The sequence below is a fragment of the Aurantiacibacter odishensis genome, from assembly GCF_003605195.1.
GTDB classification, from domain to species: Bacteria; Pseudomonadota; Alphaproteobacteria; order Sphingomonadales; family Sphingomonadaceae; genus Alteraurantiacibacter; species Alteraurantiacibacter odishensis.
Map to the genome: position 1 here is coordinate 158652 of NZ_QYOS01000024.1, position 24146 is coordinate 182797.

At 59.5% G+C, this 24146-nt stretch carries 18 protein-coding genes and 1 tRNA gene; 10 read left to right on the top strand and 9 right to left on the bottom strand.

The window, feature by feature from the left end; all coding sequences use genetic code 11:
• Nucleotides 1-90 precede the first annotated feature (90 nt).
• The 3 genes from D4Q51_RS10000 to D4Q51_RS10010 form a co-directional block, all read right to left on the bottom strand.
• Nucleotides 91-948 carry a nitroreductase family protein gene (locus tag D4Q51_RS10000; RefSeq protein ID WP_205689482.1) on the bottom strand — a complete coding sequence of 286 codons (858 nt, stop codon included), beginning with the start codon at nt 946-948 and terminating at the stop codon, nt 91-93.
• Nucleotides 949-1061: 113 nt separating this feature from the next.
• Nucleotides 1062-2519: an oligosaccharide flippase family protein gene (locus tag D4Q51_RS10005; RefSeq protein ID WP_120077624.1), complete on the bottom strand. Its 1458-nt coding sequence runs from the start codon at nt 2517-2519 to the stop codon at nt 1062-1064.
• Nucleotides 2520-2655: 136 nt separating this feature from the next.
• Nucleotides 2656-3618 (bottom strand): glycosyltransferase family 2 protein, encoded by a 963-nt coding sequence (locus tag D4Q51_RS10010; protein ID WP_120077625.1) that lies wholly within the window; start codon nt 3616-3618, stop codon nt 2656-2658.
• 174 nt (nt 3619-3792) lie between these two features.
• Here D4Q51_RS10010 and D4Q51_RS10015 point away from each other — a divergent pair, with 174 nt between their 5' ends.
• From D4Q51_RS10015 to D4Q51_RS15865, 5 genes are all read left to right on the top strand, one after another.
• Nucleotides 3793-5226, top strand: a complete 1434-nt coding sequence (locus D4Q51_RS10015; RefSeq protein WP_162925287.1) for an O-antigen ligase family protein — start codon at nt 3793-3795, stop codon at nt 5224-5226.
• 105 nt (nt 5227-5331) lie between these two features.
• The gene (locus D4Q51_RS10020) at nt 5332-6048 is read left to right on the top strand and encodes a polysaccharide biosynthesis/export family protein (protein ID WP_120077627.1); all 717 of its coding nucleotides are present in this window, start codon (nt 5332-5334) and stop codon (nt 6046-6048) included.
• A gap of 12 nt (nt 6049-6060) precedes the next feature.
• Nucleotides 6061-8190 carry a GumC family protein gene (locus D4Q51_RS10025; RefSeq protein WP_120077628.1) on the top strand — a complete coding sequence of 710 codons (2130 nt, stop codon included), beginning with the start codon at nt 6061-6063 and terminating at the stop codon, nt 8188-8190.
• A 38-nt stretch (nt 8191-8228) separates the two neighbouring features.
• Nucleotides 8229-9389 (top strand): hypothetical protein, encoded by a 1161-nt coding sequence (locus D4Q51_RS10030; RefSeq protein ID WP_120077629.1) that lies wholly within the window; start codon nt 8229-8231, stop codon nt 9387-9389.
• Between the two features lie 866 nt (nt 9390-10255).
• Nucleotides 10256-10477 (top strand): hypothetical protein, encoded by a 222-nt coding sequence (locus D4Q51_RS15865; protein WP_205689483.1) that lies wholly within the window; start codon nt 10256-10258, stop codon nt 10475-10477.
• 456 nt (nt 10478-10933) lie between these two features.
• On the opposite strand, the gene D4Q51_RS10045 is transcribed toward D4Q51_RS15865, so the two are convergent.
• The 5 genes from D4Q51_RS10045 to D4Q51_RS10065 all read right to left on the bottom strand — a co-directional run bounded on the left by D4Q51_RS10045 (nt 10934) and on the right by D4Q51_RS10065 (nt 20123).
• Nucleotides 10934-13948, bottom strand: a complete 3015-nt coding sequence (locus D4Q51_RS10045) for a M16 family metallopeptidase (RefSeq protein WP_162925288.1) — start codon at nt 13946-13948, stop codon at nt 10934-10936.
• A 42-nt stretch (nt 13949-13990) separates the two neighbouring features.
• On the bottom strand, nt 13991-17467 hold the full coding sequence (locus D4Q51_RS10050) for a TonB-dependent receptor (protein ID WP_120077631.1): 3477 nt from the start codon (nt 17465-17467) through the stop codon (nt 13991-13993).
• A gap of 175 nt (nt 17468-17642) precedes the next feature.
• Nucleotides 17643-18734, bottom strand: coding sequence for a FecR family protein (locus tag D4Q51_RS10055; RefSeq protein WP_162925289.1), 1092 nt, complete (start codon nt 18732-18734; stop codon nt 17643-17645).
• A gap of 47 nt (nt 18735-18781) precedes the next feature.
• Entirely contained in the window at nt 18782-19324 is a 543-nt protein-coding gene (locus D4Q51_RS10060) for an RNA polymerase sigma factor (RefSeq protein ID WP_120077633.1), read from the bottom strand.
• A 196-nt stretch (nt 19325-19520) separates the two neighbouring features.
• Nucleotides 19521-20123, bottom strand: coding sequence for a winged helix-turn-helix transcriptional regulator (locus D4Q51_RS10065; protein ID WP_205689484.1), 603 nt, complete (start codon nt 20121-20123; stop codon nt 19521-19523).
• Nucleotides 20124-20271: 148 nt separating this feature from the next.
• Between D4Q51_RS10065 and D4Q51_RS10070 the strand changes: the two genes are divergently transcribed.
• Genes D4Q51_RS10070 through D4Q51_RS10085 form a run of 4 tightly spaced genes read left to right on the top strand, consistent with a single transcriptional unit; the run spans nt 20272 to nt 22570 of the window.
• Nucleotides 20272-20613, top strand: a complete 342-nt coding sequence (locus D4Q51_RS10070) for a DUF1428 domain-containing protein (RefSeq protein ID WP_120077635.1) — start codon at nt 20272-20274, stop codon at nt 20611-20613.
• Between the two features lie 11 nt (nt 20614-20624).
• Entirely contained in the window at nt 20625-21407 is a 783-nt protein-coding gene (locus D4Q51_RS10075) for a VOC family protein (RefSeq protein WP_120077636.1), read from the top strand.
• Nucleotides 21408-21411: 4 nt separating this feature from the next.
• Nucleotides 21412-21891, top strand: coding sequence for a VOC family protein (locus D4Q51_RS10080; RefSeq protein ID WP_120077637.1), 480 nt, complete (start codon nt 21412-21414; stop codon nt 21889-21891).
• Nucleotides 21892-21895: 4 nt separating this feature from the next.
• Nucleotides 21896-22570: a dihydrofolate reductase family protein gene (locus D4Q51_RS10085; RefSeq protein ID WP_120077638.1), complete on the top strand. Its 675-nt coding sequence runs from the start codon at nt 21896-21898 to the stop codon at nt 22568-22570.
• 402 nt (nt 22571-22972) lie between these two features.
• On the opposite strand, the gene D4Q51_RS10090 is transcribed toward D4Q51_RS10085, so the two are convergent.
• Nucleotides 22973-23064, bottom strand: a tRNA-Ser gene (locus D4Q51_RS10090).
• A gap of 223 nt (nt 23065-23287) precedes the next feature.
• Between D4Q51_RS10090 and D4Q51_RS10095 the strand changes: the two genes are divergently transcribed.
• The gene (locus tag D4Q51_RS10095; protein WP_120077639.1) at nt 23288-24124 is read left to right on the top strand and encodes a DUF1134 domain-containing protein; all 837 of its coding nucleotides are present in this window, start codon (nt 23288-23290) and stop codon (nt 24122-24124) included.
• The last annotated feature ends 22 nt before the right edge of the window (nt 24125-24146 follow it).

The following is a 24146-nucleotide window of genomic DNA, read 5'->3' on the forward strand; positions in this document are numbered from 1 at the left end:
GCAAATAACTCGCGGGACTCTTGATTTGCGTCTTCATTCGTATTCCTTCTAAGGGCGCGTCCGCGGTATTCCTCGCGGCGCCGGTGCTGATTATTGTTTGCCAGTCCCGCGGCGCTCCAGGCGCGTCAGGAAATGAGCGAGATCATACCGCCGCGAACCGGCCGCGAGCGGTTTTTCGGGCATCGGGCCAAAGGCGATCATCATGATGATCACCTCGTCTTCGGGAATGCTGACGGCCGCTCGCAGGTTCTGATCCTGGCGGAAACTGGCCGACCAGTTCAGCGGACAATTACCCAGCCCGTGGTGGTGCAAGGTCAGCATCAGGCTCATGGAGAACAGCCCGCCATCGACGAAGCCCTGGTTACGCTCGCTGCTGGCGGTGAAAATCGACAGGGAGCAGGTGACGATCATGAGGCCGGGAACGCGGTCCCCGAAACCTGAATTGCCATTCTGTTGCCTCAACGCCGCGTCGATCGTTGCCCGATCGAGAGAATAATGCGCGCGAAACCCCTGCCTATTGCACACAGATGGTGTGGAAAGCGCATCCGTGACGGCGGCTTCGACCACTGCCGGGTCGATTGGACCTTCGCCAAACTCGCGAATACTGCGGCGCTCGCGCATTCCGGCCAGAACGATTTCCCGCTCCGCCCGAGTAAAAGCCTCCGGATCGACGAGGCGAACGGACTGCTCCACGCAGTCTACATCATTCCGATGGAGATGTTCCGCATCGCTCAGAAGGTCATCAATATCCACGCCTGCCTCTGCATGGCGCTGGCGGTAGTGATGAATCGCATCGAGGGCCATCACCAGCGCGGGATCGTCGGCGGGAAGCCCCATGGCGCGATGCTTGCGTATCAGGGACAGGGCATTGCGCAGTTTCGCAACGCCGCGTCGCGGCTCGAACTCCCGGAAACTCAGCCCTTTCTCGATTCCGTGTGCTGCAATCATAAGGCGGGGCTGGAGGTGTTTCGCCCGCCGGGCAGGGTCCTTGCCGAAAGCCGAATGGCGCCAGAACCGACGCAGGTCGTAGAGGTAGTCCGCCAGCGCGACGATATACTTTTTCATCGTCGCGCGCTCCAGGCGAAGATGCCAAGCGGCGTGGCGGACAGGAGAAGCGCGAGGGCCATCATCCACAGCGTTTCCTGCCGGTGGCCAACGGTGGCAAGCGTAGACGCCCCTGCGGCCAGCAGCAGTGGCAGGCCAACCGACAAGAGGAAGGAGCGCGCGAACATCGCGACCACATAAACAACGGAGAGAGCGACCATGACTGCCTCCGCTAGCATGTAGGCCCAAGCCAGTGATAGTGCTGTTGCTTCCGAGCGCAAGACCGCGAGAGTAATCACGAACGTGGCAGCCCAGATCACGGTAAGCGCCGAGTGGCGCCACACGTGGCCGGTCCCATCCATGATTCGCCGCAGCGACTGGTTGAGGGCAAACAGCAGCACGCTGATCATCAGGACCGGCAGGACGTCTGCAGCGTCTGCGTAGTCGCTTCCGAACAGCAGCATCAACCAGTCGCCAAACACGATTATGCCGACCGATATCGGCAGGGCTATGGCGAGAATACCGTTGAACTGGAGGCTGATGGCCTGGTCGAACTTGCCTTTATCGTTCTTGCCGAAAGTGTCGGCGATGATGGGCATGGCCGCCAGCGCAAGCGCGCTTGGAACAAGCAGCACCATCGTGCGCCACTGGTTTGCAGCTTCAAACAGACCGACCTGCACGAGACCGTCTGGAGCCGCGGCAACATAGACGCGGCCCCCCCACTGGCAGGCCGCCATCAGCGCTCCCGTCAGGAGGCCGGGCAGGGCGAAGGTCCAGAGGATCGACAGCTCGCTCTTCCATTGGGCAATGGGCAGGTCAGCAGAAATGTCGTGATTCTTGAGCTCTCGCCGGACCGACCTTTCCAGTACGACGAAATAGAGGAAGGTGCCAAGGCCCAATCCGGCCACCGCACCGACGACATCGGCCACCAGCGCGCCTGAAACCAGCAATATGCTTGTGGCCCCTCCCTTGACGCCGTTGATCCAGGCGAATGTGCGGAAGCGTTCTGCGCCGACCAGGATAGTTTCGCGCACTGCGCCATAGGACTGGAAGAACATCATGACCGAGCTGATCCGCAACGGCCATTCCAGCCCCGGATCGCCGACCATATCGCGCGCGATCCAGCCTCCGGCGAACAGCAAGGCGAGGCCCAGCAACGCGCACAGTACAGCGGAAACGAACAGGACCATCGACAGGATCCGACCTGCCTTTGCCGGGTCTTTCTCGCGATATTCGGCCATGTGCTTGCTGGCCGTCGTGCCCAGCCGGAAGATGGCGAAGGTCTGGAAAATGTTGGCGGTGGACCTGACGATGCCGAGTTGCCCGAAGCCGGCGACACCCAGGATGCGCGCTGCAAGGATCGAACTGACCGCCGTCATGGCGCGCCAGCCCAGCGTGCCGAGCGAGCTCCATGCAAAGCCACTCGCCAGCCGGCGAGCGACGCTTTTGGGAGCAGGTTGGGGGTGGGTGGTCATCGACGCAAATTTCGTTGAAGGGGCTGCGATCCTCTCGAAGGGGACCGGCTCGGGTCTGCCATGTACTTGTCGTTCATCAGCATCGCACTGCCGGGCCTTGTGTGGTGTTCACCTGACCCGGGCCGTGCGAGCGGGGTCATTTTAGCCTGTCGATCAACCGAAGGGCCTGCGTGGCAACGAACCAGCCGGGCCGGCCAAGGCGATCCGCGGCCTTAAGGAGGCTGATGCTTGTTCCGGAGGACATTTCATCGCCGTAGCGATTGAGAATGTTCCTCCCTTCGGTCGGGCTGCCACCGAGGGTATGAGCCATCATGTATCCAGCCGCGACGCGGCCACGCAGCTTCTTGAAACCTTCATCCTGCTCAGCGGAAAGTCGCGGCAGGATCCGGCGCTCCCATGCCGACACCGTTGGCGCTTTCTTGCGCCGCGGAGCATATTTCTTTCGCCAGCCGGTTTTGCGGCCCATGGCATCGGACGTCCCTACATAAAGAATCTCGGGCAGCAGGCCCCATTGGCCGACTGTGCCGATCATCGCCCAGTATTCTAGATCCTGGCTGATCCGCAAATCTGCATTCTGGTAGCCGATCGTGTCGAGCACATTGCGGCGGAACATGACTCCGCCGGTGCGGACGTGATCGTACTCGCCCCAGAAGGCAAAGAAGTTGTCCAGCACAAGTCCGTCGGGATGTTCGGCCTTCAGCATTTCGTGATGCGGGGGGCCGTAATAATCGCCCTTCTTCCGCTTGATCCAGAACGCGCAGCTCACGGCAAGGCACTCGGGATGGGTCTCGAGAAAGCTCTCCATCCTCTCCACGAATTCGGGTTTCTGGTAATCGTCTGCGTCGAGGAAGGCGATGAATTCACCCGTTGCCGCACGCAGGCCGGTATTTCGCGCAGCACCCTGGCCTGCATTCTCTTGCGAAAGATGGACGACTTTGTCGCCGAAAGAGGCAATGACCTCGCTCGTCCTGTCGGTCGATCCATCGTCGACGACAATGATTTCCTTTGGGGCACGAGACTGTGCCAGCGCACTCTCAATGGCTATGCCGACGCAGTGTTCGCTATTGTATGCCGGAATGATGATTGAGGTCTGATGCATGCGTTCTCCGGCGCGCCACTTAACCGCAGGCCCGTAAGGGGGCAAGGTTTGTCATTTTGCAAGCTGTGAAGCCGCATATCCTGCTCATCGCCCCGAGCTCTTTGCGGGGCTTGCAGACACGTACACATTCTCTAAGCACGTGAAACAACGATGGATTAGGGCAGGACAACAAACGTGCGCGGACGACAGGACCAACTTTCCTGGGGTAAGAGCCTGTCGGTAATCGACAGGCCGCAGCTTGCATTGCTGGCCACGCTTCTTATTGCGGCGGCCCTTCTTGGCGGAAGTTCGCGCTACGACGTGATGCAGAACGCCCTGATGCAGCCGATCGCGTGGGTGGTGGCGGGCTTTGCCCTCGTCTTTGCCGGCGCCGTTCGCACTTGGCCAAAAGAGTTGCGCTGGCCTCTGGCCATGTTGCTTACTCTCCTGGTCCTGGCCGCGGCGCAGCTCGTGCCCCTGTCCGAGTCCTTGTGGAGCGGGCTTCCGGGCAGAGAGCCGCTGGCGGATATCGCCGCAGCCATCAACAGCGACGCGGCGCGGCCGATGTCGATGGTGCCCTCACGAACCCTGAACGCGCTTGCCGCGCTCGGTATTCCGCTAGCCGCTTTGCTGGTCATGGCGGGCATGGGCCAACGCGGCGTCTACCCGCTGCTGGCATCCATCGTGGCACTCGCCCTTTTGAGCGCGCTGCTCGGTATTCTGCAGATCACCACCGGTTACTCTGATGCCGGATATTTCTACCGTATCACCAGCGAAGGGGCGCCTGTCGGCATCTTTGCAAACCGCAATCATACCGCCGTGTTCGGGTCGCTGGCCCTGCTGGTCATCGCGTTTCTCGTTACGCGACAAGAGCGACGGGCTTTTCCCGGTGCCGACGTGCTGCTGTGGAGTGCATACGGCGCTATCTTCCTGACGATCCTGGTCAACGGGTCGCGCGCGGGCTTGCTCACCACCGGCATTGCAATGGCTGCCACAGCCTTGCTGGTTATCGGCAGCAGGGATGCTGCCCAATTGGCAAAGCCTGGCCGTAAAGGGGGGGCGCGGAGCGTGATCGTGCGCTACCTGCCGGCAGCCGTCATCATCGTCTTCGCCGCAATAATCGTCGCAATCTTCTTGCTTGCAGATCGATTGGCGGCGTTCCAGCGAATCGTGGCTCAGAATCCGCTGGAGGACCTGCGCTTCCGCGTCGTTCCCCAGCTTATCGAAATGATCGAAACCTATTTTCCGCTTGGCACCGGACTGGGAGCGTTCGAGCGGACTTACCGCATTCATGAGGCGTCGGATCTATTGGGGCCGAACTATCTCAACATGGCTCACAACGATTGGCTGCAGTGGCTGATCGAGACGGGTCTGCCAGGTTTGATCCTGCTCTTAGCATTCCTAATCTGGCTTGGATTTCATCTTTTAAGACTGAGAAGAGTGGGCCGTGGCCATCTCGTCCTCGGTATTGCTGGATTCGCGATATTCGCAGTGGCGAGCTATTTCGATTACCCCCTCCGCACGCCGCTTTTCCAGGTGGCAGGGGTGTGGTTTTTCTGTGCGCTGGCCCTGTTGGGTAATGCGGCTGCCCGTGGAACGACGCGTGATCAGGCGATTGCCGCAGGATAGACAAGGTGTGGTATATCAACCATAGGCGTTTCAATCCCGAGTTGGGGGTTCCGCTGCAGCCTTCGCGCGGCTAGGGACGGTAACAAGATAAGGAGTGCGAACGTCTTGACCGGAAAGAACATTGTGAGGGGCGCGGCTCTCCTCTTCGCAACACTGGTGCTTGGTGCCTGTGCTTCCACCGATCGCACCTATGGTACCTCCGGCGACATTGCTGTCACATCGCTGACTGCGCTCCCCGCGCCGGAATCAACGATGCCGCGGTTCTCCTCGATGGGCATCATTGAAGTAACCGTCGCACAGGATGAAACGCTCAGCGGTACTTACGTCATCGGCGAGAACGGAATGCTCGACTTCCCGCTCATCGGCGAAGTCGCGGCGCTTGGCCTCTCGCCGACGCAGCTTGCCGCAGTGATTGCGAGCCGTCTCTCCGGTGAATACGTGATCGACCCCAGCGTCACGGTAAATCCCATCAACGCCACGCCGCCCGCGATTTCGATCGGCGGCCAGGTCGAGCGTCCGGGCAATTACCCGATGGCCGAGGCTACCACCCTGATGCGCGCAATCAACACGGCTGGCGGCCTTGGCGATTATGCTCGTGAGGACGATGTCCTCGTCTTCCGCGAAGTATCGGGCGAGCGGTACATCGGCCTTTACAATCTCGAAGCGATCATGCGCGGAAACCTGCCTGATCCGGAACTCTACGACGGTGATATCGTCATGGTTGGCGACAACCCCGGCGAACGTCGCCTCGAGCGCATCTTGCAAATCCTGCCCGCGGTAACCTCCAGCCTGGTGTTGCTGGACCGCGTAGGCAGAAACTGATTCAGGACTAGAATGCAATCCCACAATGATATGAACGTAGCCCCGTCCGTGGCTGCCGGCGGCGCGCAGCATATGGACGATGCTTTGGAGCTGCTGCTGCAGCGCCTGTGGCAGCGCGCCAAGGAGCTGAAGTACCTGCTCCTCTTCGTCGTCGCGGCGACGATCCTGCTGGGCGTGGCCGTTACCCTGCTGCAGTCTCCGCAATACGAGGCCAGCGCGAGGATCGAGATCAGCCGTCTCGATGCCGGTGCGACCGGGCAAGACGACCTGCGCCTGGACATGCAGGTTCGCGACAACCAGTACTACGAAACACAGTACGAGCTGCTGCAATCGCGCTTCCTGGCCGATCGCGTGGTCGAGGCCGAGAACTTCGCGCAGGACCCGGTTTTCCGCGAAGCGTTCGATATTGAGGAAAGCGATCTGTCTCCGCGGGCACTTGGCGGACTTGTCCGTTCCACGATCAGCGTCGTGCCGATCGAGGGATCTCAGCTTGTCGATATCGTTTCCACGTCGCCTTCAGCCGAGATTTCCGCCCGGATTGCCAATGCCTGGGCGGAGCAATTCCTTGCAGCCAATTACGACAAGCGTTTCGGCGACACGCAGCTGGCGCGGGACCGCCTCGAAAACCAGCTGGCCGAACTGCGCGTTGCGCTTGAAGAATCCGAGGCCGAGTTGGCGGCCTATGCCAACGAGAACGAGATCGTCGTCCTCAATTCCTCGGCCACCGAAACCGGAGAACAGACCGCAGGGCAGGAAACCCTTTCGACATCTCAGCTTTCGGCGCTCAACGAGGCATTGATCGCGGCATCCCTGCGCCGCATCGAAGCCCGCAGCGCGCTTGATGCGGAGCGTAGTAACGCGGAGGTCGACAGCGCCCTCGCCCTTCGCTCGCGCCGGGCTGAAGCGGAAGCGCAGCTTGCCAACCTGCGCACGACTCTGGGTCCGGCAAACCCTAGAGTGCAGGCTCTGGAAGCTGAAATCGCATCGCTCGAACGGTCGATCAGCAGTGAAGGCGGGGTGATGAATTCTGCCAGGCAGGCCGCTTACGAACGTGCCCTGCGCGAGGAGGCGGAACTTCGCGAACGCTTCAATACGGCGCGCGGTCGCTATCTGGCCGAACAGAACCTCGGCACCGAGTACGGCATCCTGCGACGCGAGGTCGATACCAACCGCGAACTCTACGATGCGTTGTTGCAGCGTTACACAGAGCTTGGCGTCGGCGAGGCCGGCAGCAACAACATGACCATGATCGAACGCGCAACCCCGCCGGGCAGCCCGTCCGGTCCGTCGCTTACGCGCAACCTGCTGATTGCCCTGATCCTTGCGACGATTCTTTCGCTGGCGATTGTCTACCTCGCCGACTTCTTCGACCGCAGCCTGCGCCATATTTCGCAGATCCGGCAACAGCTGGGGCTTCAGGTCCTAGGAGCCATCCCCCGCGCCCAGACCGACGACATGGTGGAAGAACTGCAGGATCCAAAGTCCCAGCTTACGGAAGCCTACGGTTCAAGCAGAACCACGATGCTCTCTGCCCTGCCTAGCGGTGCACGGCGCGTCATCATGCTCACCTCGACCAGGCCGGCAGAAGGTAAGACGATCTCCTCGCTTGCCCTGTCGCGCAGCCTGCAACGCGTGGGCAAACGTGTTGTATTGCTTGACCTCGACATGCGCCGGGCGGGTCTCTCCCGCCTGCTTGGACAGTCGGCCAAGGTGAAGGGCCTGAGTGAACTTCTATCGGGTTCGATGACGCAGCCGAACATCATGCACCTAGAGGAACACGGTATAGACTTTATTCCCAGCGGATCGATACCAAGCGATTCGGGCGATCTCATCGCACGCGGGGGATTGAAAAGTCTGGTGGCCGACCTCGAACAGCAATACGACTACGTCATCATTGACAGTCCCCCCGTGCTTGGTCTGGCCGATGCGGTGGAAATCGGGCATCTCGCAGGCGGCGTAATATACGTGATGCAGGCAAACGAGACTTCGATCTACGCGATACGCAATGCCCTTGCGCGTCTGCGCCAACCGGGTGTCGACATCATCGGCGCGCTCGTCACCAAGGTCGATCATCGCAACGACGAATACGGCTATGGCAGTGAGTACGGCTACGGGTACACCTACGAATCGACCACGTCCTAGCCCTTGTGAATTGCTCGGTCGGTGGAAGGAAGGGGCACATGGTGCGCAAGTTTGCGATCGTCGCTGTAGCTGCGGTCCTGGCAGTCGGATCCGCGAGCCAGGCCCTCTCCAATGTCCTGGCGGACGGCCAGCCAGCGCTGGCCGTGTCGCTTTCTCTCTTCGCTGCGCCCGCTTTCGAGCAGCGAGCCGTGGCGCAGGTTACCGCTGACCCGGACTCAAACGTCGTCGATTTTTCCGCTGCGATACCTGCGGCGCAACACGCCGTCGGCCGGGAGCTCCTGGCGACTGAAGCGCTCGCCGTTCTCGCCATGGGGACCCAGAGCGCCGCCGAGCGAGATGCCATTCTCGATGCCGCGCTTGCAGCATCCCGGCGGGGCCGCGTGCTTAATTCCGCTGCTTTGATTGCGGCGGTGGAGAGGCGCGACGACGACCAGTTGCTCGCCTCCCTCAATCGCACCCTCCTTCTCTATCCATCGCAGGAGGAAGCGATGATTCCCCTGCTTGTAGATCAGTTGTCCAATGAAACGCTGGTGCTGGCTTTCGTTCAGATCCTGAATACTGGTCCCGAATGGGGGGAGCAGTTCTTCAGGCAGGCCGCGGCCCGGGATGAACTGGTTGGCAATCTTTCTCGCGTCCGCCTCGACATGTCGCCGGATGCGAGCGTCGAACTCGAGGCCGACCGGGCGATTCTGCGCGCCATGGCACGCACCCAGCGCCTTGATGAAGCAGCAACATTGTTCGCCAGGATTCGCAGCTTGGAGGCCGTTCCGGTGAGTAGCGGTGCGCTTGGCTGGGAAGACGTCTACACGCCGTTCCACTGGGAATTCTACGAACAGCCCGGAGCCTTCGCGCGGCCGACGACCGACGCCGAAGCGATCCTCGTTTCGGTTCGTAGCGGCTATGGCGGACCGCTCGGCCAGCGTCTCATAAGATTGGGCGAAGGGACCACGGTATTCGAGGTGGAACATTCGCTTGATGCCGGCGCTGCCGGCAGGGCGCGGCTGACGCTTGCATGCCCGGGCGGGGAAATGGCCTGGTCGGACGCGCTCGGCCCCTCTCCCACCATCATGCGCGTGGACCAGAACGTGGGCTGCGAATTCGCATGGCTCGGCCTTACCGCGCGCGCGCCGTCCGGCAGTCCCGCGATATCGGGCGAGATACTCAGCATATCCGTCAGGGAACCGGGGCGGCAACGGTAGCTGTCCGTTCTGCATTGCCTTGCTGCTGGTAATCTGTGTTCCGCAGCTTCCTCTCTGGCTTCCAACCGCAATCAGCCAGTCATTGCGGGACGCGGCTGTCAGAGCATTGCAGCCCGCGTCACGCTCTGCTCCTGCATCAGGACATCGGACGCGACGAACAGGTTCAGGTCGGACTTGTCGAGCCGCATGATCCATCGACAACAGTGATGGTTCTCGAGGAAATAATAGACTTAACTAATCGACTGTCCGGGCGAGAATCATTCGCAACGAAAAGCGCGACATCGACTCGATCGCGGCAAGCGGGTTAGGCCCGCAGTCAGTGCGATAGGGGTATGGTTGCTGATGGCACGCGCGATCCGAGAGTGCGCAAAGGGTACGTCGCCGACGAGCACATACCCCAGCGTGCACCCAACAGGAAGCTTCTCGGCGTACTGCTCGGTGAGAAAACGCTCCATGCCCTGAGTGACGTACGCTGTAGCTAAGGAGCTGCGGCTTCTCCATTGATCACGTTGAGCCGTTTGCACTCATAGCCAGGTATCTCTCCCGGTCCCAATCGAACAGCACGGCGAGATCGATGATGCCCTTACTGTATTTTGACCCGTCCGTCGCAAGCCCGAACGGCTCAAACTGATACTCCACTCAGTGGCACAGTCCACGCACGACAGCATTCTTGGCGAGGTGATCGACGAGGTTGATTGTGATGCAATCCTCGTCAGGATGTTCTGGAAGAACCGCCATGCAGACTGGCCATGCCGCCGCTACCCTTTCCAGAAAGCGATCATCGAAAGAAACGAAATTTTCTAGCCACCCCTGCGCATGGCCGATGAGCATCAATCGACGCCTCTCTGTTGCGCCAGGGCAGCTGCTTGTTGGAGTTCGAGCGCTACTCCGTCGGCGTCGGCCAGCGCCGTGGATCGCAACCAGAAACGCATTTGCATGGGTTTGATAAAATGAAGGCAGTCACCGACGAAGACGCGCAGGTCTGGCATGAGCTGGAAGTTGCCATCGAGAGGCCTGTGAATGTGGTCTGTAAGTTGCGCGAGCACGTCGCTGGGTTCGCCGAGGACATCCTACGGCAAGAGTGTTGACGAATGAGAAACGAGAGCCTTGCTCAAAACCTGGATCAATCCCGACTTGAAAAGTGCGGCAGCCCTTGTCGTGCCGGACTCGTTTCTTCAGCAAGAATCTCATCCTGCAGCCTTGAGATTTCCTAGCGCGGTGACTTAGTTCTTCTTGGCAAGCTATCTGCCCGTCTCGAAGCGTTTACTCGTTTACTATAGGGATGATCACTTGTCAGACGCCGGGCCGTTAGCTGACAGGCGGCTTTTCGACGAAGTAGGCCGAAAGCAGACCCTACACCTTGCATCTGATTTCCTGATAACGTTTTCTTCCGGAACAACTGTATCCAGGAACGTCACCGGGTTGTATATCTCACCAAGTTATAAGGAGAGTTCCGCGGCTGGCAGCGCTCCAAGCGCAGCGAGCCGCCAACAAGCCGAGAGTTATTCGCAGAATACTGCTCCGATCGTTGGCTCCCGGTAATTCTAGTCAGCGGGCAAGATAAAGGCGGAGATAGTATTGTCCGAGCCAAATATTTCGTGCGCCAATTCCCCGATCTCGCCTGCCGTAGCTGTACGGTAAACCGCTTCGCGCGCGACCAGGCGATCCAGTCCTTCGCCGGTGGTCTGCGCATTCCCAAGGATATCCAGCCAGTAGCTGTTGCTTTCAAGCGAACTCCCCAGGTCCTCCACCAGCGGCGTTAGAGCACGCTGGAAATCGTCTTCGTCGATTTCTTCACGCGCCATCTCACGGGCAACGCGAAGAACGCCTTCGCGAACCGTCTCCACCTGCTCGGGCGTCGTCGTGACGCGCGTGTAGATATATCCGTAATCAGGATAGAGCGGGTCCGAATAGGTGCCTGCACCCGGCGAATAGGTCGATCCCATCTCCTCGCGCAGGACTGCGGTCAGGCGATTACGGAATAGGCTCCGCAATATTGCCATGCGGTAGCGGTCGCCTGGATTGCTGGCATCCGGAGCAGGCCAGTAGACATAGACCAGCGCCTGTTCTTCCGCCCCGCGATGATAGAAGCGGAAAGGCCCTGCGTCATCAGTGGGAAATTCGAGTTGGCGCCGATCAAGATGGGCAGTCTTCTCGTCTGCACGCTCCGGCAAGGCGCCGAACGTTCGCGCGACTTCGGCAATGGCGGTTTCCCGGTCCACATCTCCCACGATGGTGACTTCGATCAGTCCGTTTTCCAGCTCTGGTTCGATCCAGGCACGAACTTCCTCGATTGTCGGGGACATGAAGCTTTCCAGGCCATCGAAGCCGAAACGCTTGTCTCCCGAACGCACAAGCCTTGGCAGGTACTTGTTCGCGACTTCATTGGGTGATGCATCGTGCGTGGGATACCAGGCACGGAGGCTGCGGCGGAGGCGGTTTGCCTCCGTTTCCCGGAATGCAGGCGCCATGACTTTCGCCGTCATGAGATCAAGCTGTGAACCCAGGTCTTCCCGGTCCGTTGCGCCGAGCAATTCAAAGGCATCGTTGTCAATCTGTGTGCGCGTGCGCAACCCAACTCGGCGCCCGGCGAAGATCCGGTCGATTTCATCCTGGGTATGTGCCTCCAACCCGCTGTTGTTGAGCAGGTTGAGGCCCATGCGCCGCAAGCCCTCGCTCGGCCTTGGCATGGCAAGCCATCCTTCGCCAACGCGAGCGCGCACGTAGATTGTCCCGGTATCGAACTCCGTCCGCTTGAAATTCAGCAAGACGTTGTTGTCGAAGCGAATAAGGTGTGCGCCAGCGGCTTCGGAGAATTTTTCCGCAACAATCTGTCCGGGAACACCGAACTCCGTGTAGGCGAATTCTTCGACATCTTCCGTTTCGGGAGGAGAGACCGCGACTTGCCGGGAATTGGCAACAGCTCTGGCCAGTGCCTGTTCCCCTCCGTCAGGAGCTTCGGTCGAAACATAGTAGATGGCAGGGTCGTCTACCCCTGACCAAAGCTCTCCAAATGCCTGTTCCACCTCGCTGAGTGTCAAGTCGGTTACCGCTTCCTCGAACAGTTCGAGATTTGTTGCTGGCGAAGTAAAAACGCGCTCGGCAGCAAAGGCGTCGATGATTGCTTCGGCATAGTTGTATTCGAAGCCGGCGAATGTCTTTCGCGTTGCGGCCCTCTCTACGGCAGTTTCGCTTGCCTGCCGAATGATGGCGAGCTGTTCATCCAGCTCACTCTGCGTAAACCCATAAGTGAGAGCGCGGCGCAGTTCCTGCTCGGCATCGGCCAGAGCGGTCTCCCAATCCTGCGGTGAGGTGCGGATCGTCAGCATCGCACCTTCGATCGTTTCCTCAACCGAGTAGGTGCCGCCCCTGGCGCCCAGGAACGTCGCCTCACCGCTGTTCACCTTTTCGTGCATTCGCTCGTTGAGAATGCGGAGGCCCAATGCCCGAACCAGCCTTGCACGCCGTTCCGCACGCGTGTCAGGTCGATCAACATAGGGTTTCAATGCTGCCAGGGTGATCGTGGTTATCGAACCTTCGTCGGTATAGATGCCGATCTTGCCTGGCTCAATCAGGGCTGGTTCGCGCGTAGCGGCAGGCAATGGCTCTCCTACCGCCTGCCAATCGCCGAAAGTCTCCTTAATCCTGTTCACGGCTTCCTGCGTGTCGATGTCGCCGATCACCGCAATGAAGGTATTCTCGGGACGGTAGTAACCGCGATAGTAGGACACAAATTCCTCGCGCGGCACGCTGGCGATGCTTTCACTGGTGCCAATGGGCAGGCGGTCTGTCAGGCCGCTGCCATCCGTAAAGAACGCCAAGCGATCAACGAATGCACGAAAGGAAAGATCGTCTCGCGCTGCCAGTTCCGACGCGATTACGCCGCGCTCGCGCTCGATGGCCTCTGCGTCCAGCAGCAGCTTGTCGGCCGTTTCACGCATGAGGAAAAATGCTTCGTCCAGAACTGCATCTTCCACGTTCGGCAGGTTCAGCTTGTAGATAGTCTGATCGAAGCCGGTGCTTGCATTCGTATCTGCGCCAAAGGACAGGCCGTATCGCTCGAGCCGCCGGACCATCTCGCCTTCAGCCACATTTTCGGAGCCGTTGAAGGCCATATGCTCCAGGAAGTGAGCGAGGCCGCGCTGTGTCTCGGTCTCGTTCAGCGACCCGGTGTCGATCCGCATGCGGATAGCCGCAGCTTCGCTCGGCGTCGCGTTGTGCATTACGGCATAGCGCAAGCCATTCTCCAGCTGTCCATAAATGACGCGGTCATCCGCGGACAGATCACTGGCGTCCTGAGTAAAAGCAGCTTCCTGCTCCGTTTCCTGGGCCTGAACGACCGTACCGCCTGCATACGGGAGTGTGGCACCGCCTGCCAGCAAGGCCGCTCCAGCAACAGTAGACGCAAGAAAACGACGAAGATGACGAGGCATGAGTTTCTCCGGTTGGATCGGGAGGCGCAGCGCATTCGGCTGGCTATTGTTCAGTAAGATGCAGTGACGCCGGTTTTCCTCAGTCGAGCATCGGCGAAATCTGCCATGGTGGTGCTGGCAAGACACTCTTGACGCCCGCGCGCCTGATCGGGCGCGCGGGCGCCGAGCCTAGAAGCGGGCGCGAATGCCTGCTGTAAGTGTACGACCGCCATTGAACTGGAAATTCAGTGGGAAAGCGAAGTCTGTATTGCCATCGCCGAACTGCGATCCTGTCAGCAGGCGGACCTCGGCGTCCTTTCCATCTTGCAACAGGTTGTCACCTTCCACATAGACAGTGAAACTGTTGCCGTTCCAATCGAACGTGTACGAAAGCCTTGCGTCGAGCGTATCGTAGGAAGGCACGATCGTGTTGATATTGAATTCATCGAAAGCCTGGGCGGTTGCCGATTGATAGGTGTAGATCACGGTGCCATCGAAACCGCCGCGATTGTAATTCAGAGATAGATTGTAGACCCACTCGGCCTGGTCTCGCAGCGGACGATCGAGGGCGACCTGAATTATGTTACCGTCATCATCGCGGGCAGAAACCAGCGTGGGAAAATCGGCGGTCGTATAGGTAGCATTCGCAAGCACGCCAAAGTCGCTCAGGAAGCCGGGCAGAAAATCCAGTTCGCGAACAAGTTCGACTTCGAACCCGTAGATTTCGCCACCTGCACCATTTTGCGGCTGATTGAGGACGAATTCGGTCCACTCCGGGAATTCGAACAGATCAGGACGGTCCGCCCGCAGGGGCGCAAAGAATTCCTCGTAGGCTTCACGTACGCCGTCACCCGACCCGTCGAGAAACTCCACATTGGTGAAATTGTTCTTCACATCCTTGTAGAAGAAGCCAGCTCTGACCAGGCCGATCGAGTCCTCGAAATAGTAGGAGAGGTCTATGTCGATGTTGTCAGTGACAGTCGCTCGCAAGTCCGGGTTGGGAAGGAATACGGTCACGCGTCCATTTCCCGGTCGCAGATCGGCGAAGAAGCGCTGGGTGCGGTTCAGCAATCGCAGGTCCGGGTTGACAGTGGACCGGAAGTAGCCAAGCCGGGCAACGATATTGTCCGCCGGGCGGTAGTTCAGCAAGAAACTTGGTGTCCAGCTGTCGGTCGTGCCTGAAACCTCTTCGAATGTGATCAGCCCGGCGTCCAGGAAGGTCTCTCGCGGTTCGGAGGTGAAACCCGGACCAGTCCTGATCGATGGCGAGACAATGGTGATGTTGGACCGGCTTTCGGCCTCGTACCGTACGCCTGCCGTGAGGTCGAAATCGCCGAATTTCAGCTGTGCTTCGAAATAGGCGGCATACTTCTCCTCACTGGTTTCCGTTGGCTGGAAAGCGCTGGAATCGAGAATCGGGTCGAGGCCGGTGCGGTTTGTCGCACTATACCGCGTGCCGTTGTCGGCGCGCAGGAATTCGAAGACTGTCGGCAACACGCTCGGATCGACCGAAGCGACACTGAAGTCTGGCAGCCCGATGATGTCGAGGTCGCGAGACCCCAGGATAGCCCCGTCGATTTCGCCGATAGCTATTTCCTGGTTCAGTCGGCGAACGTAACTCTCGATCGTTGAATTGCGCGGATTGGTTGCATCGTCGAGGGTGTTGCGCTTTGTGGGACGGTATAGCCCGCCCACTTCGACGTACTCGATGAAATCGGGCGCGGGGCGATAGCGAACCTGGAGCTCGGCATTCCAGCTCTCTGTCGAATTGTCGATCAGGTTGCGACTGGCGATCAGCACATTGAACTGGTCTGGATCGATGATCGCGGCCTGACCTAATGCGGAAAGGGACGGAATGGGGACACCGTTGGCCCCGGTTGTGTAGAGGCCATCGATTACCCGGAGCGTGCCGTTGGTGTCGGGCGCCGTCACAATCGTCGACGGGTCGATGATCTCCTGGATATTGTTGTTAAGCGCGCCTTGCAGGTTGAGAGAGGAGTTGTCGCCTTCGGCGCGCGCCTTCGTATAGCCCAGCCGATATTCGAAATCCCAGCGACCCATGGTGGTGTCGCCGCGAAAGCTGACAGTGTCGGTTGTCAGCTTGTTGTCGAGTGTATCGATCGTGTAGCTTGGCCGAAAGTTGGAGATGTACTCTCGGCGACGCACTTCGCCGTCGAGTTCGGGGATCGGCATGTCGATTGTCGGCGTGGCTCCCACAAACGAAGTGCTGGTCGTCACCCCCTCGACATCTCGCATGTTGCGTTGCAGATCGAGCCGGAGACGCGTGTGCCCACCAAGATCCCAGGCAAAGCCCAGCGAGCCGGTCAGCGTTTTCTCTTCGCGATCGCGCTGGACGATGTTGCTGCCGATAATCAGGCGCAGCGGTAATTCGGGGTCGAATGGAAACTCGAAACTAGCGGGCACGGTAAAGATCGAGGTGAAGCCGTCGGGAAGCACCGGGGGGATCACATCGGTCACGCGGCTATCGATGTTCGTACGGTCTGTGTTGCGATACTGCAATGTCGCCACAACGCCGAAATCGGGGGTGAGCTGCCCTGCAATCGTACCGTTGAGCTGATATTCCTCGCCGTAGGCACGCTCCGGGCTGAACTCGCCTTCCGCGTTCAGATTGAGCGCGAAACTACCATAGTCGAGCCCGGACTTGGTTTCGATTTCGACAAGGCCGCCCGAACCAGTGGCTTCATGGCTTGGCAGGAGTGATTTGTGAATCGTGACCTGCGAAAGGTTCTCTGTAAGGAAGCCGCTCAGGTCAATCGTTCTCTCGAAGCTCGTACCCTGCAGTTCGACACCGTTAAGCTGCACGTTGATGGCTTCGGAACTGAAGCCGCGCACTGTGATGCGCGAGCCTTCGCCTGTTTCATCATCGCGCCCGAAACCGACGCCGGGCACACGGCGCAAAGCTTCCGATATTGTCTCTGCAGGAAAACCGCCCAGCATGTCAGCCGACACGACGGTCGAGTTGTTGGATGCGCGTAGCTGCTCGTTCAACGATCGCTGGATACTGTTAAGGTATCCGGAGACGACGATATCCTCGCCGTTATCGCCCAGGGCGAGGTCCAGATTTCTGCGATCAGCGGCTGACCTCGGTATGGGGAACATCTGCGGGGCGCGCCCCAGATACCGCACACGCAGTTGGTTGGCCCCGGCTGCAACTTCCGGAAACGAGAAAAACCCGCGATCATTTGTCGTTACGGCAAGTTCGGTTCCGATAATTTCGACCAGCGCACCAGAAAGGGCTGCGCCTGTGCTGGCATTGCGCACTGTCCCCGAGAGGCCGTTGTTGCTGGCGTCGATCGGAGTTGCGCCTTCTTCCTGTGTGAGTGAAAAGACATTGTCTGAGACGCGGGCCGCCATCACTCCGGTGCCTGCGAGCAATTCGCCCAGAGCTTCGTCCGATGGAAAAACGCCGCGCACAGCGCTGGATCGCTTTCCCTCTACAAGATCGGAGGAATACAACAGGTCAACCGAGGAAATCTCCGCGAAGTGATCGAGTGCGCTTGAAAGCGGTTGCGCCGGGATATCGTACTCCTGCGCATTCAATTGTATCTCGGGATCGCTGGCTTGCTGGGCATGAGCGCCTGTTGAAATTGCAGTCAGGCTGCAACCAGCTGCCAGTGCCGCGAGTGCAAGTCCTCGATTGAGCATAAATTTCCCCTGAGCAAATTTGATTATTCTCCGACAGAAACGGCAAATCGATCCCGGCTGTCATCCAATCAAGATGAACCGGGCGCGCGTTTCCTCAGGGCAACAAGACGAAAAAATGCGTGTGGAAAGGGGAGGGACAAGGCGCCCCGGGCTACGAGAGCGCCTGCTGGATAAGTTAAGGAGCTGAAGTAGCTGGACTAACTTCCAGAATGTTGGCGTCGCCGCGCTTGGCAACTTTTACCGGGAAGCCTGCTTCCAATGCAGCAGAAAAGTGTTCTGCCGATCGAATGCGGAAAGTGCCGCTGACCAGCAGGTCGCCCAGTTCCTCGCCCTTCAGGACATATTGCGGGCCGGAATAGCGATTGAACTCAGCGAGGACATCCCGAAGCGGTGTCTGGTCAAAAACCAGCCTGCCGCTGCGCCAGCTGGTGGCTTGGGCGAGGTTCGAGCGGCTGATCGCAAAACTGCGATCTGGCAGGATGCGCAGTCGCTCTCCCGCCATCATGTGTGCGCTGTTGGCGCCGATAGACTGGCTGATCAGGTCGACCCGGACCTCTCCCTCAAGCAGGAGGACTTCGGCTTCTTCTCCCGAACGCCGGACGGAGAATACCGTGCCCAATGCGACGACCTGCTGACTGCCGGCAGTCACGATGAAAGGACGCGACCGGTCCTTGGCAACTTCGAACAAGGCCTCGCCTTCCAAGAGTTGCAGGTTCCGGTTTTCCGCAGTGTAATTCACACGCACATGCGATGCGGTATTCAAGGTAAGCTTGGATCCGTCCGGGAGATCGAACACCGCCATTTCACCGACAGTCGTCGTATAGGTGGAACTGAAAGAAAGAGACGCAGACGAGTGTGCAGCGCCTTCACCGCTGGACCGCTGAGGTGTCGCGAAATCTTCAGTCTCGCTGGACGCTAGCGTTTCGGCACTCGGGTGAAATGAAGGTGGTACGCGATCTTGATCAGTCCATCCAACTCCCAAGACAACCAGCAGGCCAGCAGCAATGCAAACAAGAAAGACGGCTGCCGCAGACGCGAGTTGCCAGCGAGGGTGCCGGTCCGGTGTCTCGGCGAGTGCTGCAACACGCAGACGCACGATCTCCGGGGTCTCGGCAAAATCACCGGCCGCCTGCCAAGTGCGGGCAATATGGTCGTAGGCATCGGAATGAGCCGAAGATTTCGAACACCACTTGCGGAAATTCTCGCAATCACGCTCCGTAACGGAATCGCTGGACATGCGCGCGAACCAGTCCGCAGCGTCTTGCATGACTGCGCTGTCCTCCTGTTCGCCAGTCAGGGTATGGCTGGACGCCATTATTCCCGCCCCATCCTTTCGGCCAGATGACGTGCGGCATTCGCAATATGCTTTTCTACCGCACTCACTGAAACGCCAATCCTTTTCGCAATCTCGCGATACTTGAAGCCTTCGAAGCGGTGCAAGAGGAACACCGTTCGCGTACGGGGAGGAAGTTCCGCCAGTACCTTTTCCAACTGGCGAAGCTCATCCTTGCCCTGCAAGATGCGCTCTGGCGTAATCTCCTCATTAGCAGCCTGAAAAAAAGACAACTCCCGGATCGCGGAGTTGCGAGTTCCGACCTTTCTATACCTTTCCTTCAGCAGGTTTGCGGCTGCCTGGAACATGTACCCGTCCGGGTTTTCAATCAGTCTGTCACCATTCGAAGACCACATGCGACGCATCAATTCCTGCATCAGGTCATCTACGTCGTCGTGCGCAGGCATCCGCTTGATGAAATAGGCTCGAAGAGGTTTTTCATAGCGATCGATGAACTGTTGGCGTTCATCATCCTGCGCATATGATTTCCGTACTTCGTTTCTGCTCTTCATGAGTTGCATCATGTCGGCACGCGCATTGTTCGACAAGATACGCAGGCAAGATTCTCAAGCCGCTGTGCTCTCATGGTGCATCAAGCGGCTAAATAAACCCGAGAAGTAGGCTGGATGGCGGCGGAGCTTCCAAACGCCCGCCGCGAGTAATTCTCTGTGCTTTCAGGGCCGGTCCCAGTCGCAAGAGTGGCTCAAGAATTGACGCTCGCTACCCAATCTTCTCAGGCAATGCGAAGAGGGTGATAAACCGTTCGGCTGCGGCCAAGTCTCCGTCAACGCGCACGCCCGCCTCCTTCGCCGGAACGCCGACGTAAAACATTGCCGCGAGTGGCGGTCCAGCAGGCGCGACGAAAATCGCATCGCAACTCTCCGGTTCGATGCGCCTTACCGGCATTTGGCCTTCAGCCAGTTCCGCCATGAATGCTACCCCGGGAAACCGAAAGCCGATCCGCGTTTGCCAGTCGCCCGCTTTCGCCGGGTCCAGCATGGTGCGCAGCGAGAGCATGAAGCTGGTGGGCGATAGCGGCAGCGTGGGATCGTGCTGCGTGCTTTTCGCGGCCCAGCGGCCGAGTTCCTGGATCAGCGGCTCGGCGGCATATCCCCATTCGGTCAGTTCGTAGACCTGCGCGCCCGAAGGCGGCGGCAACAGGCGTCTTGCCAGCACCTTGGCTGCCTCCAGCTTCTCAAGCCGTTCGGTCAGTACCTTGGCGGAGATTCCGGGCAGGTTGGCGCGCAACGCGGAAAAGCGAAGCGGTCCAAACATCAATTCGCGCACAACCAGCAGCGACCATCGCTCGCCAATAAGTTCCATCCCGAATGCTGTGCCGCAAGCGTCATTATACCACTTGCCATGCATGCCCGACCCCGCTTGGGTTTCTTTTTGTAACTTCATAGTTGCTTTTTATAACTCACGCTCTCATCAAAGGCAAGTTTCGAGTCGCGGCCAGAGGAGAGAGGCGATGCGGTATTTCGACGGTTTCGTAATTCCGGTACCCACCGGCAGCCAGCAGCGGTTCATCGATCACGCCAACAAGGCTGACGCCGTATTCAGGGACCAAGGCGCCAAGCGCATCGTGGAAGCCTGGGGCGACGACATACCAACGGGCAAGTTCACCGATTTCCAGGGGGCCGTTCAGGCGAAGGATGACGAGACCGTTGTCTTCAGCTGGATCGAATGGCTCGACAAGCAAACCCGCGACACCGGTCAGAAGAAGATGATGGATCAGGACTTCGACGGCGAGATGCCTTTCGACGGCAAGCGCATGATCATGGGCGGCTTCCGCCCAATCGTTGAACTTTGAGGAGAGGGAAGATGGCAGACACGCAAGGCGACTTCATCTGGTACGAACTGATGACAATCGATGCCGATGCGGCGCGCAAGTTCTACGAGCCGTTGTTTGGCTGGAAATTTGCCGACAGCGATATGCCAGGTCTGGATTACCGGCTCGGCAGCAAGGACGGCACCGACGTGGTCGGCATGCTCGAACTCACTATAGAGATGATCAACGGGGGCGCCCGTCCGGCATGGATAGGCTATATCGCGGTCGACGATATCGGCATCTCGATCACCGCCCTCAAAGACAAGGGCGGACAAGTGTTTATGGGGCCGGACCACTTGGAAGGCGTGGGCCAGATGGCGATGGTCGCCGACCCGCAAGGCGTGCCATTCTACCTCATGCAGCCCGAGGGCGAAGGGCCGGCCACATCCTTCGCCAAATACGAGCCGCAGGTCGGCCACTGCGCATGGAACGAACTGGTGACGGAAGACCCACAGGCTGCCGACGCCTTCTACACTGGCATGTTCGGATGGCAGAGGGGCGAGGCAATGGATATGGGCGAGACAGGTCTCTACCAGATGTACACGCAGGACGATTACGGCCTGGGCGCGATCACGCAGCGCCCGCCCGAAATGCCCGCCTCGGCCTGGGCCTTCTATTTCCGCGTGCCCGAAATCGAAGCGGCCAAGAGCCAGGTCGAGAAAAGCGGCGGGCAGGTCGTAAATGGCCCGATGGAAATCCCCGGCGGCGAATACGTCCTCCAGGGTCTTGATCCGCAAGGGGCCTTCTTCTCCATCATCGGACCCAAGGGGAGCTGACCCAATGGCTGACAAGCTTAGAACGGTGCTCTGGTACGATGGCAATGCGGAACAAGCCGCACGTTTCTATGCCGAGACTTTTCCCGATAGTTCGGTCGGTGACATTTTCCGGGCACCCTCCGATTTTCCCAGCGCCAAGGAGGGTGATGCCCTGACGGTCGAATTCACCGTTCTTGGCCGCGCTTTTTCCGGACTCAACGGAGGGGACGCGTTCAAACCGAACGAAAGCGTCAGCTTCATGGTGGTGACCGAGGACCAGGCGGAAACCGATCGCTACTGGAACGCCATCGTGGGCAATGGCGGGCAGGAAAGTGCGTGCGGCTGGTGCAAGGACAAATGGGGCTTCAGCTGGCAGATCACGCCGCGCACACTGCTGGAATCGCAATTGGCAGGCGGCGAAGAAGCTCGCCGCGCCTTCGAGGCGATGATGACCATGCAGAAGATCGACATCGCGACGATCGAAGCCGCGCGCAAGGGGAAGTAAGGCGATGCCGCGCAAGATAACAGGTGCCGCCTTCCTGTCGCTCGACGGGGTAATGCAGGCTCCGGGCGGGCCGACCGAGGATCCGACTGGCGGGTTCGATGAAGGGGGCTGGGTCTTCAAGCTGTGGGACGAAGGTGTCGAGGATACCCTCGGTTCGCTGTTCTCGGGCGATTACGACCTGCTGCTGGGCCGACGGACCTACGACATCTTCGCCGCCTACTGGCCTTATGCCGAAGGTGAGGAGAAGCCAATGGGCGAAGCCTTCGACCGCGCCAACAAACACGTCCTCACCCGCAGTAATCATCCGCTGGAATGGCAAAACAGCCATCGCCTTGCAAAGGTGGAAGACATCGCCGCGATCAAAGACGAAGACGGCGCGGATATCATCATTCAGGGGTCGAGCACGATTTACCCCGCTCTCCTGGCAGCTGGCTTAATCGACACTCTAATCACCATGACCTACCCCGTGCTGCTGGGAAGCGGGAAGCGGCTATTCGGAGAAGGAACACCCATCAGCCGGCTTGAAATGACCGACTGCCGGGTGACAGGCAAGGGCACGGTCATTGCGACATACCAACCCGGCGGACCATTGCCTCCTTGCGCCGACGAGAGCCCGATCCCCGTAACCAGCGAACGCGAACTTGCTCGCCGCGCGCGAATGGAAGCAGGAAACTGGTGAGATCGTTGCCGTGTAGGTCCTTGCACCACCAACGTGCAAGAATGGGAAGATGACGCGGTCATTTGCATGAAAAGTATGACCGCTTTGAGGTAACTTCTGACATTGCCCCGATGTCTGGAATGAGGGCGCGAAGCAGATCCGGCCATCCTGACGCTCACGGACTACTAGGGCATTTGCTCGAACCACCTCCCACTAATCTCGGCGTCTAGAACCTGGATTAGGTTGTCCGGCGATCAGCGTGGCGTGCAAGTCGCGAACCGCATGTGTAGGGTGCCCCCAACGTGCCCCACTTGCATCCGGATGATATTGGAACCCAACGGCCCCTAATGGAATCCTTAAGCCGCAGAACACTCGGGAATAATTCGGAGTCCGCACCTTGTCGGACCATCCCGGAACGGTCGCTGGCGGAGACGGAGGGATTCGAACCCTCGATACCCCGATAGGGGTATGGTTCCTTAGCAGGGAACTGGTTTCAGCCACTCACCCACGTCTCCGGACCCAAGCGGCAAGACGCGGCCTATAACGAGGGGTGGGCATCGCTTCAAGGGCGCATTCTCTTTTTGCTTATCAGCATCGTGCGGCCGCGTGATGGATTCGGTTCACCGCGAATTCGATTCGATTCGCCGCCTATTCATTGCCGCTTCAGCACCCGGAGACTCAATGTAACGCTCGTGATCGCGCGCCTGCCTTTGCGCGGGCGAAACCGGAGGGAATACCATGCACTCGATCCGCAAAGCCCTTGCTGCCGCTGCCTTGCTGGCCCTGCCCGCGCTGGCCATGCCGGTGCTGGGCACCCCTGCGGCCGCGCAGGAAATCGAGACGGTCGATCCCGACCTGATGATCGATGGCGACCTGATGGGCGAAGACGAGCCACAGACCACGCCTGAATATCGCGGCACTCCCAATCCGCAGCCGAACGAGATTCCGGCAGAGCCCGGCTTCGAAGGCGCTTACGATTCGAATGAACCGTCGACCCGTTACCAGACCAGCCCGGCCCCCGAGCTGCCGCCGCAGGATACGCCTGCGCAAGGTTCGACGGTTGACGTGGCAGAAGCACCGGCACCCTCGTCCGCGACCTATGCCGAGGACGACCTGATCGGCGCTGCCGAGGGACTGTTCGGGCGCGGCGCGGAAGGGCTGGCGCGGCTTATCCAGGATATCCTTTCCGACCAGGGCGAACCCAACGGCTATATCGTCGGGCGCGAAGGCGGCGGAGCCTTCGTCGTCGGCGTACGCTACGGTTCGGGCACGCTGCATCACGCCGTCGAAGGCAACATGCCGGTGTACTGGACGGGGCCCTCTATCGGCCTCGATGCGGGTGCCAATGCGGGCAACACCTTCGTGCTGGTCTACAACCTCTACGATACGGACGAGCTTTACGAACGCTTCCCGGCGGGCGAGGGGCAGGCCTACTTCGTGGGCGGCTTCAACGCCAGCTACGTGCGCAAGGGCGACGTGGTGCTGATCCCCATCCGCGTGGGCGCGGGCCTGCGCCTCGGCGTGAACGCGGGATACATGCGTTTCTCGCGCAAGCAACGCTGGCTGCCGTTCTGATCCGGCGCTGCTGACCGGGCAA

Coding starts and splice junctions, on each gene's coding strand:
- D4Q51_RS10095 (WP_120077639.1), top strand. CDS start 23,288: ATGCACTCGATCCGCAAAGCCCTTGCTGCCGCTGCCTTGCTGGCCCTG.
- D4Q51_RS10075 (WP_120077636.1), top strand. CDS start 20,625: ATGGCAGACACGCAAGGCGACTTCATCTGGTACGAACTGATGACAATC.
- D4Q51_RS10050 (WP_120077631.1), bottom strand. CDS start 17,467: ATGCTCAATCGAGGACTTGCACTCGCGGCACTGGCAGCTGGTTGCAGC.
- D4Q51_RS10025 (WP_120077628.1), top strand. CDS start 6,061: ATGCAATCCCACAATGATATGAACGTAGCCCCGTCCGTGGCTGCCGGC.
- D4Q51_RS10030 (WP_120077629.1), top strand. CDS start 8,229: ATGGTGCGCAAGTTTGCGATCGTCGCTGTAGCTGCGGTCCTGGCAGTC.
- D4Q51_RS10065 (WP_205689484.1), bottom strand. CDS start 20,123: ATGGAACTTATTGGCGAGCGATGGTCGCTGCTGGTTGTGCGCGAATTG.
- D4Q51_RS10055 (WP_162925289.1), bottom strand. CDS start 18,734: ATGCAAGACGCTGCGGACTGGTTCGCGCGCATGTCCAGCGATTCCGTT.
- D4Q51_RS10070 (WP_120077635.1), top strand. CDS start 20,272: ATGCGGTATTTCGACGGTTTCGTAATTCCGGTACCCACCGGCAGCCAG.
- D4Q51_RS10080 (WP_120077637.1), top strand. CDS start 21,412: ATGGCTGACAAGCTTAGAACGGTGCTCTGGTACGATGGCAATGCGGAA.
- D4Q51_RS10005 (WP_120077624.1), bottom strand. CDS start 2,519: ATGACCACCCACCCCCAACCTGCTCCCAAAAGCGTCGCTCGCCGGCTG.
- D4Q51_RS10085 (WP_120077638.1), top strand. CDS start 21,896: ATGCCGCGCAAGATAACAGGTGCCGCCTTCCTGTCGCTCGACGGGGTA.
- D4Q51_RS10010 (WP_120077625.1), bottom strand. CDS start 3,618: ATGCATCAGACCTCAATCATCATTCCGGCATACAATAGCGAACACTGC.
- D4Q51_RS10060 (WP_120077633.1), bottom strand. CDS start 19,324: ATGATGCAACTCATGAAGAGCAGAAACGAAGTACGGAAATCATATGCG.
- D4Q51_RS10000 (WP_205689482.1), bottom strand. CDS start 948: ATGATTGCAGCACACGGAATCGAGAAAGGGCTGAGTTTCCGGGAGTTC.